This window comes from Flavimobilis rhizosphaerae (assembly GCF_014852685.1).
GTDB classification, from domain to species: Bacteria; Actinomycetota; Actinomycetes; order Actinomycetales; family Cellulomonadaceae; genus Flavimobilis; species Flavimobilis rhizosphaerae.
Window position 1 is genome coordinate 108,078 of the sequence record NZ_JACZDF010000008.1, and the last position, 17,163, is coordinate 125,240.

Here is a 17,163-nt window from a genome sequence, read left to right on the forward strand (position 1 = left end):
AAGGACCACGCGTGACCGACCTGTTCTCCCAGCCCCAGCCCCGTGCGCCCCAGGCATCGCAGCCTGCGCGTTCCCGTGCTGCGAGCCGGAACAACCCTGCTGCTCGCCGCCGTCGCAAGCAGCGGCGGATGCGACTTGCCGTCATCATCGTGGCTGCTCTTGTCGTCGTCGGCGGCACGGGCGTCTTCCTCGCTGGCAAGCTGCCCGAGCTGTTCTCGACGGAGAAGGTCGTCGCGGACTACCCAGGGCCGGGCAGCGGTGAGGCTCTCGTCAAGGTTCCCCGCGGGGCGTCGAACTCTGCGATCGGCGCGGCGCTCGTCGACGCGGGCGTCGTGAAGTCGCAGGAGGCGTTCGCGGAGGCGCTGAGCGCGCACGCGACGGCGCAGGGCACGGCGGCCGTCCTCAGCTACGGCACATACTCGCTCAAGGAGGGCATGACGGCGAAGGACGCGCTCGCCGCAATGCTCGACCGTAAGAACCTCAAGCAGGACGGGGTGACGGTCATCGAGGGGCGCTGGGTGTCCGAGACGTTCGAACGACTCTCGAGCGTCACGGGGATCCCCCTCGAGAACTTCGAGAAGGCCGCTGAGGACACCGATGCGCTCGGGCTGCCGGAGGTCGCCAAGGGTGATCTCGAGGGTTGGCTCGCACCTGCGACGTACCCGTTCGAGAGCGACACGACCGCGGAGGACCTGCTCTCGACGATGATCGCGAAGCAGAAGACTGTTCTTGATGATCTGGGTGTCGACCTCAAGGATGCGCACGAGCTCTTGACGAAGGCATCGATTGTCGAGGCCGAGTCGCACGCTGACGACCGGGCGAAGGTGGCACGAGTCATCGAGAACCGCCTCGAGCAGGGGTGGACGCTCGGCATGGACTCGACCGTGCTGTACATCCTGGGCAAGCGGTCGGCCGACATGGGCATCTCGAAGGCCGACCTCGACAACGACAGCCCCTACAACACGCGTAAGCACGCGGGCCTCCCGCCGGGACCGATCGGGTCGCCGGGCAAGGCCTCGATCGAGGCCGCGCTCAAGCCGGAGCCCGGAAACTGGATGTTCTTCGTCACCGTCAACGGTGAGACCGGTGAGACGGTGTTCTCCGAGACCGCTGTCGAGCACGCCGCCGCCAAGCTCCGCTTCCAGGAATGGCAGAAGGACTACAACGAGCGGATGGCCGCGAAGGAGAATGACGAGGAGACGTCCGAGTGACCCGTGCGGGGGTCCTCGGCCATCCGATCGAGCACTCGCTGTCGCCCGTCCTTCACCGCGCCGCGTATGCGGCGCTCGGGCTCGACTGGGAGTACGACCGGCACGACGTCACGGAGGACGAGCTCGGCGCGTTCCTTGCCGAGTGCGGTCCGGAGTGGGCGGGCCTGAGCCTCACGATGCCGCTCAAGCAGACGGCGCTCGGCCTGTGCGACCACGTCGAGCCTCTCGCCGAGGTCGTCGGTGCGGTCAACACGGTGCTGCTGCAGCGATCAGGTCGTGTGCGCACCGTCGTCGGCGCGAACACGGACGTCCACGGGATCGTTGCTGCGCTCCGAGAGGCGGGCTACTGCACGCCAGAAGGGCGGGCCGCCCGGGCCGTCGTGCTCGGCGCCGGGGCGACGGCCGCCTCGACGCTCGCCGCGCTCGGCGAGCTCGGCATCACCGACCCGCTCGTGCTCGTGCGGTCGCTCGCACGCACGGGATCGCTGCGTCGTGCAGCCCACCGCATGGGTGTTGAGCCGACGTTCGGGCGGCTCGAGGACGCGCCACGGGCACTCGTCGGCGCGGACGTCGTCGTCTCGACCGTGCCCGGCGCGGGAGCCGACGCCGTCGCGGACGGACTCGTCACCCGTGGCGAGAACGTCGGGGGAGTGCTGCTCGACGTCGTCTACGACCCGCGGCCCACGGCGCTGCAGGCGGCGTGGCGCCGCCTGGGCGGCGTCGACGCCCCGGGGGAGCGCATGCTCCTCCACCAGGCGGCCGAGCAGGTGCGCCTCATGACGGGCCACGTGCCGCCGCTCGTGGCCATGAGCGACGCGCTCGAGGCGGAGCTCGCGCGCCGCGGGTCGACCGACGCCATCACGTAATGATCCTGTGAGAACGCGTTCATCCGCTTCAGAGAACGTCGCAGTCTGCCGATAACCCGAGGTGCACCATCCGCGGTGCGACGGGAGGACGGCAGACATGAAGCAGCTCGGTGAGATCCTGCTCGAGGAGGGCCTCGTCGACGAGGCCCAGCTCATGCACGCGCTCGACGTGCAGATCGAACGCGGGTCGTCGCTCGGGCGCGTTCTCGTCGAGCTGGGCATCCTCTCGGAGGACGACCTCGTCCGCGCGCTCGCCCAGCAGGTGGGTCTCGAGTACGTGGACCTCGACGAGTATCCGGTCGACAGGGCCGCGGTGGCGGCCGTCCCGGGCTCCGTCTGCCGTCGGTACAACGCGCTGCCGGTGCGCTACGACGGCGGCGTCCTCGTCGTCGCGATGGCGGACCCGGGCAACGTCATGGCCGTCGACGACATGCGATCGGTCTCGGGGATGCCCATCCGCACCGCCGTCGCGTCGCACGACCCGCTGGCACGTGCGATCGACCGCTACGTTCGCGCCGACGGGGAGCTCGAGAACCTCCAGAACGTCCTCGAGGAGGAGCAGAACGCGACGCTCGAGGAGCTCGACCTCGCAAATCTCGGGAACGTCTCCGACGAGGACGCGCCTATCGTCCGCTACGTCAACCTGCTCGTCACGCAGGCGATCACCGACCGCGCGTCCGATATCCACATCGAGCCGGCCGAGCACGAGCTGCGCGTCCGGTACCGCATTGACGGCGTGCTTCACGAGATGCAGCGGTCTCCTAAGCAGATCGCCAACGGAGTGATCTCTCGTGTCAAGATCCTCTCGGACATCGACATCGCGGAGCGGCGCAAGCCGCAGGACGGTCGTATGTCGGTGACGCACAACGGCAAGAAGATCGACCTTCGTGTCGCGACGCTGCCGACGGTGTGGGGCGAGAAGATCGTCATGCGAATCCTCGACAACTCGACCGCGCGGCTCGACCTGCGCGACCTGTCCTTCGGCGAGGAGAACTACCGGATCTACGAGGAGTCGTACAAGAAGCCCTACGGCATGATCCTCGTGACGGGCCCGACGGGGTCGGGCAAGTCGACGACGCTGTACGCGACGCTCAACGCGGTCTCGAAGCCGGAGATCAACGTCATCACGGTCGAGGACCCGGTCGAGTACCGGCTCGATGGCATCAACCAGGTGCAGGTCAACCCGAAGGCGGGTCTGACGTTCGCGAGCGCGCTGCGCTCGATCCTGCGATCGGACCCGGACGTGGTGCTGCTCGGTGAGATCCGTGACCACGAGACGGCGCAGATCGCGATCGAGGCAGCGCTCACGGGTCACCTCGTGCTGTCGACGCTCCACACGAACGACGCGCCGTCGGCGGTGACGCGTCTCGTCGAGATGGGGATCGAGCCGTTCCTCGTGGGCTCGGCGCTCGACTGCGTCGTCGCGCAGCGGCTTGCGCGCAAGCTGTGCGACAAGTGCAAGGAGCCGTACGTGCCGTCCGACGAGGAGCTCCTCGGTGCTCGGTTCCCGTGGATGCCGGGGGAGGCCAAGCCCACGTTGCACCGACCGGCCGGGTGCACGTCCTGCTCGAAGACCGGCTACCGGGGGCGGCTCGCGCTCCACGAGGTCATGCAGGTGACCGAGGCGCTCGAGCGGCACGCAGTCGCTGGCTCGTCGGCTGCCGAGATCTCGAAGTCGGCGATCGCGGATGGCATGACGACGCTGCGCGACGACGGTTGGCGGAAGGTCGTCGAAGGTCGGACGTCGATCGAGGAGATCCTCCGCGTCGTCGCGTGAATATCGTCCGGATCGCTCAAGTGCGTGGTCTGGCGCGCCGATAACGAGATGACGCGTGTGCCGCGCGTCGCAGTCGAGAGGCGAGAGGCTCAACGTGAGCGAGATCTTCACCCCGGAACCTGGCCGCGGGGCTTCCTTTGCGAACGCGCTTGCGTCGTCCCGCGTGGATCCGGAGCAGACCTGGGCACGTCAGGCGGAGACTCCGCCGGAGCCGGTTCGTCGCGAGCCCGTCCTCGGACAGCAGTGGGTTGCGGCATCCCGCGCAGCCGCAGCGGGTCCCGTGGCTGCTCCGGCGGCCGCACCCCAGGCGGCGTACGACCCGTTGCAGCGAAGTGCGGCGGTGCGCGCTGTGAGCCCGCAGAGCCGAGTCGCGCAGTCGCAGGCGAGCCCGGGGGCACCGGGCGGCGCGCCCGTCGGGCACGCCGGTCCGCCGACGCGGGCTGCAGCTCCTGCATCCGCTGCGGGGCGGGCTCCTGCACAGCAGGCGGCCTCGCCGCACGCGGCGCGCGCGCAGGCTGACTCGCCCCGGGCCGCGGCTCCGGTGCTCAACGGGCGGGTCGGCATGGCGCAGCGTTCCGAGGACGGCGATGTCAGTCTCGACCACCTGCTGCGTCGGACTGTCGAGGAGCGGGGTTCCGACCTTCACCTCACGGCGCGCGCGCGTCCGTCGATCCGCCGGGACGGAAAGCTGCAGCCGCTCGACGACACCGAGGTGCTCGAGGGCGAGGCGCTTCGACGCTCCATCTACCAGATCCTCTCGCAGAAGCAGCGCGAGCGTTTCGAGGAGAACCTCGAGCTGGATCTCGCGTACCAGGTTCCCGGCGGATCACGCTTCCGTGTCAACGTGTACCAGCAGCGGGACAACGTCGGTGCGGCGTTCCGTGTCATCCCGACGGAGATCAAGCCGCTCGAGGACCTCGGCGTGCCGGCGATCGTCGGGTCGTTCGCCAACCTGCCGCGTGGCCTCGTCCTTGTCACCGGGCCGACGGGCTCGGGCAAGTCGACGACGCTTGCCTCGGTCATCGACCTTGCGAACCGGACGCGCGCCGAGCACATCATGACGGTCGAGGACCCGATCGAGTTCCTTCACGAGCACAAGAAGGCGATCGTCAACCAGCGTGAGGTCGGCACCGACACGACGTCGTTCGGGCAGGCGCTCAAGCACGTGCTGCGTCAGGACCCGGACATCATCCTCGTCGGTGAGCTGCGTGACCTCGAGACGATCTCGGTCGCGCTCACGGCTGCCGAGACGGGCCACCTCGTCTTTGCGACCCTCCACACGCAGGACGCCGCCCAGACGATCGACCGCATCATCGACGTGTTCCCCCCTGAGCAGCAGGACCAGGTCCGGGTGCAGCTCGCGGGCGCGATCCAGGGCGTCGTCTGCCAGACGCTCTGCAAGCGGTCGGACGGTCCTGGCCGTGCGGTTGCGACCGAGGTGATGGTGGCGACGCCAGCGATCCGGAACCTCATCCGTGAGGGCAAGACGCACCAGATCTACTCCGCGCTCCAGGCGGGCAAGTCTCTCGGCATGCACTCGATGGATCAGCACCTGGCGGACCTCGTGCGGCAGGGGCGCATCTCGTACGAGACGGGCCTGGAGAAGTGTCACTTCATCGAGGACTTCAACCGTCTCTCGGGGCGGTCCGGCAGCACGGGTGCCGGAATCGCTGCGTCGTCGATGGGCGCTCAGGCGGTCGACGAGGAGGCGATGGCGGAGATCAACGCCCAGGTGTACGGCGGCGCACCTGCTGGTGGCGGCTATCAGCCGGGTGGCGGCTACCAGCCGGGCGGCGGGCTCCCGACGGCTCCCGGTGGGTACCAGTCCGGCGGCGCACAGGGCGCTGGCGGACCCTTCGCGCCGACGGGCGGTGACGTCCCGGCCGCTGGACACGCGCCCGTGTTCGACCCGGGCGCCTACGTGCCCGGCCAGATCGGTAGGAGCGAGCGATGAGCACGTCGACGAGCGGACGGCTGTACGAGTACAAGGTCCGCGACAAGCAGGGCCGGATCGTCAAGGGGCGGATCGAGGCCGCCAACGAGGGCGCGGTCGCGAGCCGTCTCAAGACGATGGGGGTGGCCCCGCTCGAGATCTCCGAGGTCTCGACGACGGGCCTCAACGCGGAGATCAAGCTGGGCTTCGGTTCGGGGGTCGGCCTCAAGGACCTCGCGGTCATGACGCGTCAGCTCGCGACGATGGTCTCGGCAGGCCTCTCGCTCCTGCGCGCTGTCTCGATCCTTGCCGAGCAGACCGAGAACAAGGTGCTCGCAGGCATCCTCGGGCAGGTCCGCGGCGACATCGAGACGGGTCACTCGCTCTCGGTCGCGTTCGCGAAGCATCCGCGCGAGTTCCCGCCGATCATGATCAACATGGTGCGTGCGGGTGAGACCGGCGGCTTCCTCGAGAAGTCCCTGCTGTCGATCGCCGCGAACTTCGAGGCTGAGGTCAAGCTCCAGCAGAAGGTGAAGTCCGCGATGACCTATCCGGTCGTCGTCTTCGTCATGGCGATCCTCGCGGTCATCGGCATGCTCCTCTTCATCGTGCCGATCTTCTCGGGCATGTTCGAGTCGCTCGGTGGTGAGCTGCCGGCGCCGACGAAGGTGCTCGTGTGGCTCTCGGGCGTCCTCAAGGTGGCCGGCATCCCCATCGCGCTCGTGCTCGTCGCGATCGCGATCTGGTGGGGGCGTCACAAGAACGACGAGTCGGTGCGTCGCAAGGCGGACCCGATGAAGCTCAAGGCGCCGATCTTCGGTCCGCTCGCGCAGAAGATCTCGATCTCGCGCTTCACGCGGAACTTCGGCACGATGCTCGGCTCGGGCGTGCCGATCCTCCTCGCGCTCGACATCGTCGGCGAGACGGCCGGCAACATCGTCGTCGAGGATGCGGTCAAGGATGTTCGCGAGGCGGTCCGCAAGGGCGAGGCGCTGACCGCACCACTGTCGCGGCACTCCGTGTTCCCGCCGATGGTCGTGCAGATGATGGCGGTCGGTGAGGACTCGGGCTCGCTCGAGCTCATGCTCGAGAAGATCTCGGACTTCTACGACGACGAGGTCGAGGCGACGACGGAGCAGCTGACCTCGCTCATCGAGCCGCTCATGATCGGAGTCCTGGGTGTCATCGTCGGCGGCATGCTCATCGCTCTCTACATGCCGATCTTCTCGATCTTCGAGCTCATCGGGTGATTGCGCCGAAGAAGTTGCATGTCAGGCCTCAAGTCTGTGCGCCGGCTGCCGATACAGAGATGACCGGCCCGAGAGGGTTGGTCACCACCACTCAGTTTGAACTCTAGGAGATCATCATGATCGCTCGCGTTTCCAAGGCGCTCAACAAGAAGGACGGAGACAAGGGCTTCACCCTCGTCGAGCTCCTCGTCGTCGTCATCATCATCGGCATCCTCGCGGCCATCGCGATCCCGATGTTCCTCAAGCAGCGTGAGAAGGCCTGGGAGAAGCAGGTCGTCTCGGACATGAAGAACTCGATCACGGCCGCCGAGGCGTTCGCGACGTCGAACAACGGCAAGTACAACGGCATGACGACGGCCACGCTCGTCACTAACGGCTACCGCGCGACTCCCGACGTGACGATCACGGCCACGCCCAAGAGCACGGGTCTTGGCTACGACCTCACGGGCTCGCACGCGAACCTCACGGGCAAGTCCTGGACGTACAACTCCGACGAGGGAATCATCAAGGAAGGCGCGGCCCCGACGACCCCGGCGAATCCGTGACGCTCTGACGTCGATGCAGGCGCACAGGGTCTCGACCCTGTGCGCCTGCATACCGTTGCCGTTCTGATGCCGCCTGGGGAGAAGATGCGCACCAACCGCTCGCTGTCGTCGGACCGAGGCATGAGCCTCGCCGAGCTCCTCGTTGCGATGACCATCGCGATGATCGTGCTCGCCTCGCTCGTGCCCTTCCTCGTGAGCGCCTTCCGTTCGTCGGCGAGCAGCGTGCGGACCGCAGGAGCGACCGAGCTCGTCAACACCCGCATCGACCTTGCCCAGTCACGCGCGAGCTCGGGCACGTGCGTGGCCTTCGGGAAGTTCGTCGGCACGTACGCCGCCGCGCAGACCGTGACCGACTCGCGGCGCAAGATCACGTACGAGGTGACCCAGGCCGTCGGTGCCGCCGACGGTACGACGCTCACCACCGAGGCGGCTGCGACCGCCCACTGCCGTGATGTCGAGACCTCAGCCGCCTCCGGCACTACCTACTACCTCGCCGTCAAGGTCGTCGACAAGGGCCTCAACAAGGAGCTCGCCCGTGCGGCGACCTGGGTCGCCGTCCCGGGGTTCGGGGCATGACCGCGATGATCCAGCGTCTGCGCGCGCGTCACGTCCGGTCCGGGGATGCGGGCCTGACGCTCGTCGAGCTCCTCGTCTACATGCTCCTGCTGGGCATCGTCATGACGATCATCCTCACGATGACCGTGACGACACTCCGCAAGCAGACCGAGGTCACCCGGATCTCCCAGGCGAACGACACCGCACAGAACATCGTCAACGAGGTCGATCTTCTCGTCTCGAACGCCTCGGCGTTCACCGTGCGCTCGATCGGGTCGGACATCGTCGTCCTCTCCCAGACACGCAGCACGCAGGACGGCGCCGCCGAGTTCGGCGTGACCCGCTGCGCAGCTCTCTACTACACTGCCGACACCCGCCAGGTGTACGTCTCCCGCCGCTTTGCCGACCCGGCCGGGGCTAACCAGACGCCCAAGCCGCTCACCTCGCGTCCAACGTTCGGTCCAGGGTGGACCAGGCTCGCCGAAGGTGTCTCCCCGGGTGACGGGAGCAGTGCGGTCTTCGCGCTCAAGAACGTCGCTGGCGTGACGGACGCCACCAAGCTCGTGACGTCGCTCGCGATCGACACGACGACCGGGAAGCCCCCGGTGACCCTCACGACCACGACAGGGACGCGCGGCCTCGGGGTCGCGACCGAAGGACGGTGCTGGTGATGCGCAGGTTGGCTCGGCCCACGGACGACAAGGGCAATGCCATGGTGCTCGTGCTCGCGAGCGTCATGCTCATCACCTTGCTCATGGGGGTCATGCTCAGCTCCCTGATGTTCACGATCGGCCAGACGACGGCGACCCGCGCGCACTCCCAGGCGCAGGCCGCCGCAGAGGGCGGGGCGCAGCAGGTTGGACGCGCACTTCTCACCCGGTCAGAGGCAGAGTCGACAGCCTGCACGGGTGTGACCGGACTGGATCCCCACGGGTGGACCGACTACACCGTCGACAACGTCCGTTACCAGGCGGTCAAGAACGGCCCTTGGGTGGAGTGTCTCTCGGGCGGAAAGATCCCCAAGCTTGCGGAGGCCGTCCAGGTGCAGACGACGGGCTTCGCCAAGTCGATCGGCCAGAACGGGAACACCCGGGGCAACAAGGCGACGGTCGAGGTGACGTTCACGCGTCCGAAGTCGATGGGGCTCGACCAGGCCGTGTTCGGGGATCTCGACGTGCTGTCGAACACGAACTTCAACCTCTACCCGGACCCAGCCCACCCTTCGCGCCCGCACACGGACAAGTCGCCGGACATCGTGACGAACAAGAAGTGGACGTGTCCCGCTTCGGGAACGCTCTCGGGGAGCGTGTATGCGCTCGGTGGGGCGACGGTGAGCAACAACTGCGTCATCGAGGGTGACTTCTACGTCTCCGGCTCGTTGCACATCGGGTTCAAGCTCGAGGTGCACGGCAACCTCTATCTCGACGGAAAGCTCTCTGGGTCCCAGACCGTGGTCCGCGGTGACACGCTCGTCAACGGTAACGTCGAGCTGTCCTCCGAGGGGCACTCGTTCTGGGGAGACGTCCGGGCCTACGGGAAGTTCACATCGTCCAACAAACTGCCAGCAGGCTTTGTCGGCGGCACCTTCTACACCACGGGCGCGGCCGACACAGGGTGGAACAGCAAGCAGACCACCATGGCGTTGGGGTCACGGTTCGTGCCGAACTACGTCGTGCCGGCAGGCGACAAGACCTGGCTCCTGCCGTCGATCCTCGACAACCCCATGAACCCGCAGACGGCCGAGGACAAGAAGACGATGTCCTTCCCGATGCTCAAGGACGACCAGGAACCCTGGGACACGTTCACTGAGGCCGACTGGTCGACGCTCACCGCCGGAAGCCTTGAGGGCAGCCGGTGCAACGCATACAACTACAGCAAGCCGCTCGTCATCGAGACGCCGACGAAGGTCGATCTCACCGACTGCGCCACGTGGACCGTCGGGCACATCAACATCGTCCTCAACGCCGACCTCGTGATCTTCACGAAGAACGCGGTGAAGAACGGCTCCTGGACCGTGCGCACTGGCAACGGACCGGGCGACGAGAAGCGCCACACCCTCTACATCGTCGCTCTTCCTGACGCGGGGCAGACCGCCTGCGCGGGGAACAAGGGCAAGAACATCACGTGGTCGACCAACGGGTGGAGCCAGCTCGACACGGATGGCAAGCTCCGTTCGAAGGTCGTGCTCTACTCGTCGGGCAAGACGACGCTGAGCTCGAAGCCGAGCGGCACCTTCAACGGACAGCTCTACGGCTGCGAGGTGAGTGCGCAGTCCGGCATCGACATGATCTTCGCCCAGGGCGGCGAGGACTACACCAACACGCTGTGGGACCTGCGGGTCGGTGCCATGCGTGATATCACGGTCCGGTGATTCTCTCGCTCACCCTGTCTGCCCTCGGTGGTCCGACTGCGGCGGATGACGCATGACCGGGGTCGCCATCGTCCTCTCGTGCGTCCTCGGTCTCGCGGTCGGGTCCTTCCTCAACGTCGTCGTGTGGCGCGTGCCGCGCGGCGAGTCAGTGGTCCGCCCGGCCTCTCACTGTCCGCGGTGCGAGCACGTGGTGCGCTCACGCGACAACATCCCCGTCGTCTCGTGGCTGCTGCTGCGGGGCCGGTGCAGGGACTGCGGCGAACCCATCAGCCCCCGCTACCCAGCGGTCGAGCTCGGCACGGCCATCGCCTTCGGGCTCGTCGCGTGGTGGATCGGCTGGTCGGTGCTCCTGCCTGCCTACCTGTACCTCGCTGCGATCTCGGTGTGCCTGAGCCTCATCGATCTCGACGTGCGACGACTTCCTGATGCGATCGTCCTCCCGTCCTGGATCGTCGCACCCGCACTCCTCGGCCTCGCGGCCGTCGCCGAGGGAGACGGCGCTGCGATGCTGCGAGCGTTGGCCGGTGCTGCAGCAGTCGGCCTGTTCTTCCTCGTCGCCGCGATCGCCTATCCCGCAGGGATGGGGCTCGGTGACGTCAAGCTCTCTCCCGTGCTGGGCCTCTACCTCGGCTACGTCGGCTGGGGTGCGGTCGTCGTCGGGATGTTCGGCGCGTTCCTGCTCGGCGCGATCGTCGGCGTCGCGGTTCTCGTTGTCACGCGTGACCCCAAGGCTGGCATTCCCTTCGGACCGTGGATGATCGTCGGGACCTGGATCGGGCTCGTCGTCGGGCAGTCGCTCTTCGGGAGCTATCTGTCGCTGCTCGGCTGACCCCGGAGACGGCACGAGCTGAACCTCAAGTCGTGCACCCAAGACGCCGATAACACGTCGGAGCGTCAACGTGGCGTCACGGACGGAAGGATCACGAGTGGCCAGGAGAAAGGTCGTGGGGCTCGATATCGGCACCACGCACGTCCGCGGTGCGGAGGTGAGCTACGGCAGCGGCGGGTCCACCTCCACGGGCTCGCTCGGGAGCTTCGCGTCGGTCGAGCTGCCTCACGGCGCTGTGCGTGACGGTGAGGTGGTCGAGGTCGAGGTCGTCGCGTCGGCGCTGCGCACGCTGTGGAGCAGGGGCAAGTTCTCGACGAAGGACGTGGTCATCGGCATCGGGAACCAGCGTGTCGTCGTCCGCGACCTCGAGGTCGCGGCGATGCCGCTCGGCCAGCTGCGCAAGTCCCTCGGCTTCCAGGCCGCCGACATCCTCCCCATGGCGGCCGACGACGCTCTCATGGACTACTACCCGATCGCTCAGGGCGAGGGCCAGAACGGTCCGGTGCTCAACGGGCTCTTCGTCGCCGCCGTGCGCGAGACAGTCGAGCAGAACATCAGCGCGGTCGTGCGCGCCGGGCTCAACCCTGTGCAGGTCGACCTCAACGCCTTCGCGCTGCTGCGCGCACTGCACCACGGCGAGCGGGTCAACCGAACCGTCGCCTACGTCGATGTGGGCGCGCGCATCACGGACATCGTCATCGCGCAGGCCGGCGTGCCGCACTTCGTGCGCATGCTGCCCGCGGGTGGTCAGGACATCACGGATGCGATCGGATCGGTCATGAAGCTCAACGGCGGCCAGGCCGAGCAGCTCAAACGAGAGATCGGCGTCGGTTTCGCCGTCGCACCCGGCCTCGAGCCGGCAGCCGACGCGGCGACGACCGTCGCGCGCTCCCTCATCGAGAACGTCCGTAACACGGTCGCGTTCTACACACAGTCCAACCCGCAGAAGCCGGTCGAGCTCCTCGTCCTCAGCGGCGGCGGCGTGCTCCTGCAGGGCCTGGGGCAGGCGCTCGCGACCGCGACACGTCTCCAGGTGACGCTCGGGCGCGCCGTCGACAACCTCAAGGTCTCGCGCGGCCCTGCCGCCGCGATCGCTGAGGTCGGCGAGCAGGACGTCACGATCGCCGTGGGACTTGCGACGGCGGTGGCAGCATGAGCCTCCAGCTGAAGATGCCGCGACGCACGCGCGCCGCGGCGTCGCTCGCCGACGTCGGTGCGCCACCCCTCGCCCAGGTGAACCTCCTGCCTTCAGGCGTACGCAACCTCTCGCGCGAGAGGTTGGTGCGAAACGTCATGATCCTCGTCGTGCTCGTCGCGGTCGTCCTCGCAGGTCTCCTTTGGCTCATGGGAACACTCACGGTGAGCAGCGCCCAGGACCAGCTCGACGTCGCTGAGACCCGCACGCGAACCCTGACGGCGGAGAAGCTCTCGCTCGCTCCGGTCCGTGCGGTCGAGGACCAGCGGGTCACCGCCGAGCTGGCGCAACAGGTCGGCATGTCGACGGAGATCGCATGGACGCCACTCGTGGCGGCCATGGCGGCTCAGCTCCCCGAGAACTCCGTCATCAACGAGATCGTCATGGTGCAGGAAACACCTCTGGCGGTCCTCGAAGCACCGACTGACTCTCTCGTCCCCGGGCGCGTCGCAACCTTCACCGTCGTGACACGCTCGCCCGAGGAGCTCGAGACCTCCGAGTGGATCTCTAACCTGGATGCGATTCCGGGCTTCGCCCACGCTCGGATCCTCAAGGTTGTGCGTGGGGGTGACGAGTCGGACGTCTGGTTCGACACGACGACAGCCGTGACCGTTGAGGAGAGCGCATTCTCCATGCGTTTCGCCGTCGACGCCGAGGGGGGTAAGTGACTATGGGTGTCTCACGTGACAAGTTCTGGATCGCGGGCGGCGCAATCGTCGCAGTTCTGATCCTCGTCGCCACGTTCGTGCTGTCCTACAAGCCCGCACTCGACGAGGCGAGCGACCTGGGGGACAAGCAGGATCTCGCAGAGATCCAGAACGCGAAGCTCACGGGCGAGATCAAGCAGCTGCGCGCTATCGAGGCGCGTCTTCCGGAGATTCGAAAGCGGATCGCTGAGCTGCAGGTCGGCATCCCCGTCGCCGCAAACATCGATGAGTTCGAGGCGTATCTCTCGGAACTCATCCTGGAGAACGACGCCTACCTCCTCGAGATCACTGGCCTCGAAGCGCGGGTCGCGGTGCCAACCTCGACCCAGACGGCCGCGCCCTCACCTGCGCCGGCCCCGACAAGCACTGCAGCACCTGAGCCGGGAGAGGTCACAACGACCGCCGCTCCGATAAGCGACGAGACCGAGAAGCCGGTCGCCGAGCGGGTGCCGTCAAAGGTCCCGGCGATCGAGGGCTTCCATGTCTTCGACTGGACGATCAGCGTTGGCGGGACCTACGAGCAGGTGTCCGCGATCCTCGAGGCACTCCAGACGACGAGCTCGCGGCACTTCCTGGTGAGCGGGCTCGAGATCCAGACGTTGCTCGCGGACAAGGCAGCGAGCAACGGCCTGCCTGACCGACCCGCCGGCGAGGTCGACTACAAGATCTCCGGTTCGACCTATGTGCTCGAAGGGCCGCAGCAGCCCGAGGAGCCCGAGGTCGAGGAGCCGAAGATGCCGTCGACCAAGGACGACCCGTTCGCCGACGTCATCGGCGCCAAGTAGCGACTCTTGATCGCCGCCCCCGCCACGACCGCACTGCGGACGTGGCGGGGGCGTCGTCGTCGCACGTGAAAGGATCGCGTCATGCTGCGCTGGTTGACCTCAGGTGAGTCTCATGGCCCGTCGCTCGTCGGAGTGATCGAGGGCCTTCCTGCGGGTGTCGAGGTGACGAGCCAGGACGTCCGTGACGCGCTGGCCCGCCGCCGCCTCGGGTACGGGCGCGGCGCCCGTCAGAAGTTCGAGCAGGACGAGCTCCGCGTGCTCGCGGGCGTGCGCCACGGCGTCACGCAGGGTGGGCCTGTGACGTTCGAGATCGCGAACTCGGAGTGGCCCAAGTGGGTCGACGTCATGGCGCCGGACCCCGTCGAGTCGTCGGCCCTCCAGGTCGACGCGGGCACGGGCGACGTCCGTGAGATCGCCCGCAACAAGAAGATCACGCGGCCCCGCCCCGGCCACGCGGACCTCGTCGGCATGCGGAAGTACGGCTTCGACGACGCCCGGCCCGTCCTCGAGCGTGCCTCCGCACGTGAGACTGCGACACGCGTCGCGCTCGGCGTCTACGCCGCGGCGTTCCTCGAGCAGGCGGTCGGCGTGCGCCTCGTGTCGCACGTCGTCGGCATCGGTCCCGTCGCCGTCCCCGACGGCGCCGCGATCCCGACGCCCGACGACGTCGCCGCGCTCGACGCCGACCCGGTGCGCTGCTTCGACGCCACCACGTCGGCCGCGATGGTCGCCGAGATCGACGCCTGCCACAAGGCCGGCGACACGCTCGGGGGAGTGGTCGAGGTCCTCGCCTACGGCGTGCCGACCGGGCTTGGCACGTACGTCCACTCCGACCGGCGGCTCGACGCACGCCTCGCCGCCGCGATCATGGGCATCCAAGCGTTCAAGGGCGTCGAGGTCGGCGACGGCTTCCGCACCGCCACCCGACGCGGTTCGCAGGCGCACGACGAGATCGACGTCGCAGGCGGCCGCATCACGCGTGCGACCAACCGCGCCGGCGGCGTCGAGGGCGGCATGTCCAACGGCGAGGTCGTCCGCGTGCGCGGTGCCATGAAGCCCATCTCGACCGTTCCGCGCGCACTGCGCACCGTCGACACGGCGACGGGGGAGCCCGCCCAGGCCCAGCACCAACGCTCCGACGTCTGCGCCGTCGCCCCGGCCGCCGTCATCGCCGAAGCCATGGTCGCGCTCACTCTCGCCGACGCCGTCCTCGAGAAGTTCGGTGGCGACTCCGTCGCCGAGGTCCGCCGCAACTACGAGGCCTATCTCGAGGCAATCCCCGAGCACATGCGCTGACCGCACTGCGCGGCGGACGTCGAGCCACCGACGGCGTGCGCCCGGGTACCCTCTCCTACGTGCCTCACACCGTCATGCCCCGCGTCGTCCTCGCCGGTCCGCCCGGCTCCGGCAAGTCCACGGTCGCTGCGGCGCTCGGCGCCGCGACAGGCTGGCAGGTTCGTGACACGGACGCCGACGTCGAGGCCCGCGCCGGCAAGCCGATCAGCGACATCTTTCTCGACGACGGCGAGCCGGCGTTCCGTGCTCTCGAGCGCGAGGCGGTCGCCCGTGCGGTGGCGGAGCACGACGGTGTGCTTGCGCTCGGCGGGGGAGCGGTGCTCGCTCCCGAGACGCAGGACGTCCTCGCGGCCTACGCCGCCGCGGGCGGCACGGTCGTGTTCCTCGACGTGTCGCTTGCCCAGGCGGCGCCGCGCGTCGGTTTCAACGTGTCGCGGCCGCTCCTGCTCGGGAATCCGCGCGCGCAGTGGCAGCAGCTCATGACGGCGCGGCGGCCCGTCTACGAGAAGGTCGCGACGCTGCGCGTCGACACCGACGACCTCACGCCCGACGAGGTGGCGGCCCAGATCCTTGCGGCGCTCGGCGCTGCACCCGAGACCGCACCCACCGTGGAGGACCCGAAGTGACCACCGCACCCGTCCGCGTCACCGTGCGCGGCGACCAGCCGTACGACGTCGTCATCGGCCGCCACCTCCTCGGCGAGCTGCCCGCCATGCTCGGACCCGACGTCCGCCGTGTCCTCGTTCTCGCGCCGGCCGCGCTCGGCGCGACCGCCGAGGCGATCCGTGCCGACCTCGTCGAGCAGGGCTACGAGGCCATCCAGGCCGAGGTGCCCGACGCCGAGGAGTCGAAGACCGCGCAGGTCGCCGCGTTCTGCTGGCAGGTGCTCGGCCAGGCCGGCTTCACACGCTCGGACGCGATCGTCGCCGTCGGCGGCGGCGCGACGACCGACCTCGGCGGGTTCGTCGCCGCCACCTGGTTGCGCGGCATCAAGGTCGTCCAGGTGCCGACGACGATCCTCGCGATGGTCGACGCAGCCGTCGGCGGCAAGACCGGCATCAACACCGCCGAGGGCAAGAACCTCGTCGGCGCGTTCCACCCGCCGGCGGGCGTCCTGTGCGACATCGACGCGCTCGAGACCCTGCCCCGCTGGGACTTCGTCGCGGGCCTCGCGGAGATCGTCAAGTGCGGCTTCGTCCACGACGCCCGGGTCCTCGAGCTCGTCGAGGCCCACGCGTCCGAGCTCACGCAGGGCGCGACGCACGTCCCCGAGGACGTGCTCGTCGAGCTCATCGAGCGTGCCGTCGCGTGGAAGGCCGCCGTCGTCGCCGAGGACCTCAAGGAGTCCGGCCCGCGCGAGTTCCTCAACTACGGCCACACGTTCGGTCACGCGATCGAGCACGTCGAGCGTTACCAGTGGCGCCACGGCGCCGCCGTGAGCGTCGGCATGGTCTTCGTCGCCGAGCTCGCCCGCCTCGCCGGCCGACTCTCCGACGCCGACGTCGACCGTCACCGCACCGTCCTCGAGGCGCTCGGGCTGCCGACGACGTACCGCGGGGACCGCTGGGAGCAGCTCCTCACAGCCATGCGCCGCGACAAGAAGAGCCGCGGCGACACGCTGCGCTTCGTCGTCCTCGACGGCCTCGGCCGACCGAGCCGCCTCGAAGGTCCTGACCCGACGCTCCTCGTCGCGGCGTACGCCGAGATCGCGGCCGACGCCCCCGCACAGGGCCGCCGCGTCAGTATGTAGCTCTGGAGAGACTCCTTCCTGACTGAGTTGGACATAGAGGTTCGATACTGGCTATTGCCAGGAAAGATCTGTGTCGGTAGTTTTGCGATGCCC

The 17,163-nt window shown here is 68.3% G+C and carries 16 protein-coding genes; all 16 read left to right on the forward strand.

What is annotated here, in order from left to right; all coding sequences use genetic code 11:
- Positions 1-11 precede the first annotated feature (11 nt).
- The 16 genes from mltG (at position 12) to aroB (ending at position 17,070) form a co-directional block, all read left to right on the forward strand.
- Complete coding sequence (gene mltG / locus IGS67_RS12875) at positions 12-1,211, forward strand: endolytic transglycosylase MltG (protein ID WP_192281846.1); 1,200 nt, start codon at positions 12-14, stop codon at positions 1,209-1,211.
- Positions 1,208-2,077, forward strand: a complete 870-nt coding sequence (locus tag IGS67_RS12880) for a shikimate dehydrogenase (protein WP_192281849.1) — start codon at positions 1,208-1,210, stop codon at positions 2,075-2,077. Before mltG ends, IGS67_RS12880 begins: the two co-directional genes overlap by 4 nt.
- Before the next feature lie 97 nt (positions 2,078-2,174).
- Positions 2,175-3,854 carry a GspE/PulE family protein gene (locus tag IGS67_RS12885; RefSeq protein WP_192281852.1) on the forward strand — a complete coding sequence of 560 codons (1,680 nt, stop codon included), beginning with the start codon at positions 2,175-2,177 and terminating at the stop codon, positions 3,852-3,854.
- 349 nt (positions 3,855-4,203) lie between these two features.
- Positions 4,204-5,808, forward strand: coding sequence for a type IV pilus twitching motility protein PilT (locus IGS67_RS12890; RefSeq protein ID WP_328742726.1), 1,605 nt, complete (start codon positions 4,204-4,206; stop codon positions 5,806-5,808).
- Positions 5,805-7,037, forward strand: coding sequence for a type II secretion system F family protein (locus tag IGS67_RS12895; RefSeq protein ID WP_192281855.1), 1,233 nt, complete (start codon positions 5,805-5,807; stop codon positions 7,035-7,037). Before IGS67_RS12890 ends, IGS67_RS12895 begins: the two co-directional genes overlap by 4 nt.
- 116 nt (positions 7,038-7,153) lie before the next feature.
- The gene (locus IGS67_RS14220) at positions 7,154-7,582 is read left to right on the forward strand and encodes a type IV pilin protein (protein WP_268888799.1); all 429 of its coding nucleotides are present in this window, start codon (positions 7,154-7,156) and stop codon (positions 7,580-7,582) included.
- Between the two features lie 84 nt (positions 7,583-7,666).
- Positions 7,667-8,158 carry a type IV pilus modification PilV family protein gene (locus tag IGS67_RS12905; RefSeq protein ID WP_268888800.1) on the forward strand — a complete coding sequence of 164 codons (492 nt, stop codon included), beginning with the start codon at positions 7,667-7,669 and terminating at the stop codon, positions 8,156-8,158.
- On the forward strand, positions 8,155-8,808 hold the full coding sequence (locus IGS67_RS12910) for a prepilin-type N-terminal cleavage/methylation domain-containing protein (RefSeq protein WP_192281861.1): 654 nt from the start codon (positions 8,155-8,157) through the stop codon (positions 8,806-8,808). Before IGS67_RS12905 ends, IGS67_RS12910 begins: the two co-directional genes overlap by 4 nt.
- Complete coding sequence (locus tag IGS67_RS12915) at positions 8,805-10,508, forward strand: bactofilin family protein (RefSeq protein WP_192281864.1); 1,704 nt, start codon at positions 8,805-8,807, stop codon at positions 10,506-10,508. Before IGS67_RS12910 ends, IGS67_RS12915 begins: the two co-directional genes overlap by 4 nt.
- Positions 10,509-10,560: 52 nt before the next feature.
- Positions 10,561-11,337 carry a prepilin peptidase gene (locus IGS67_RS12920; protein WP_192281867.1) on the forward strand — a complete coding sequence of 259 codons (777 nt, stop codon included), beginning with the start codon at positions 10,561-10,563 and terminating at the stop codon, positions 11,335-11,337.
- Positions 11,338-11,434: 97 nt separating this feature from the next.
- Entirely contained in the window at positions 11,435-12,493 is a 1,059-nt protein-coding gene (gene pilM / locus IGS67_RS12925) for a type IV pilus assembly protein PilM (RefSeq protein WP_192281870.1), read from the forward strand.
- A complete protein-coding gene (locus tag IGS67_RS12930; protein WP_192281873.1) occupies positions 12,490-13,200 on the forward strand; it encodes a hypothetical protein in 711 nt (236 codons plus the stop codon). Before pilM ends, IGS67_RS12930 begins: the two co-directional genes overlap by 4 nt.
- On the forward strand, positions 13,197-14,024 hold the full coding sequence (locus tag IGS67_RS12935; protein WP_192281876.1) for a hypothetical protein: 828 nt from the start codon (positions 13,197-13,199) through the stop codon (positions 14,022-14,024). The genes IGS67_RS12930 and IGS67_RS12935 overlap by 4 nt, the downstream gene beginning before the upstream one ends.
- An 81-nt stretch (positions 14,025-14,105) precedes the next feature.
- Positions 14,106-15,320, forward strand: a complete 1,215-nt coding sequence (gene aroC / locus IGS67_RS12940; protein ID WP_192281879.1) for a chorismate synthase — start codon at positions 14,106-14,108, stop codon at positions 15,318-15,320.
- Positions 15,321-15,394: 74 nt separating this feature from the next.
- A complete protein-coding gene (locus tag IGS67_RS12945) occupies positions 15,395-15,946 on the forward strand; it encodes a shikimate kinase (protein ID WP_192282041.1) in 552 nt (183 codons plus the stop codon).
- Complete coding sequence (gene aroB, locus IGS67_RS12950; RefSeq protein WP_192281882.1) at positions 15,943-17,070, forward strand: 3-dehydroquinate synthase; 1,128 nt, start codon at positions 15,943-15,945, stop codon at positions 17,068-17,070. The genes IGS67_RS12945 and aroB overlap by 4 nt, the downstream gene beginning before the upstream one ends.
- Positions 17,071-17,163: the final 93 nt, after the last annotated feature.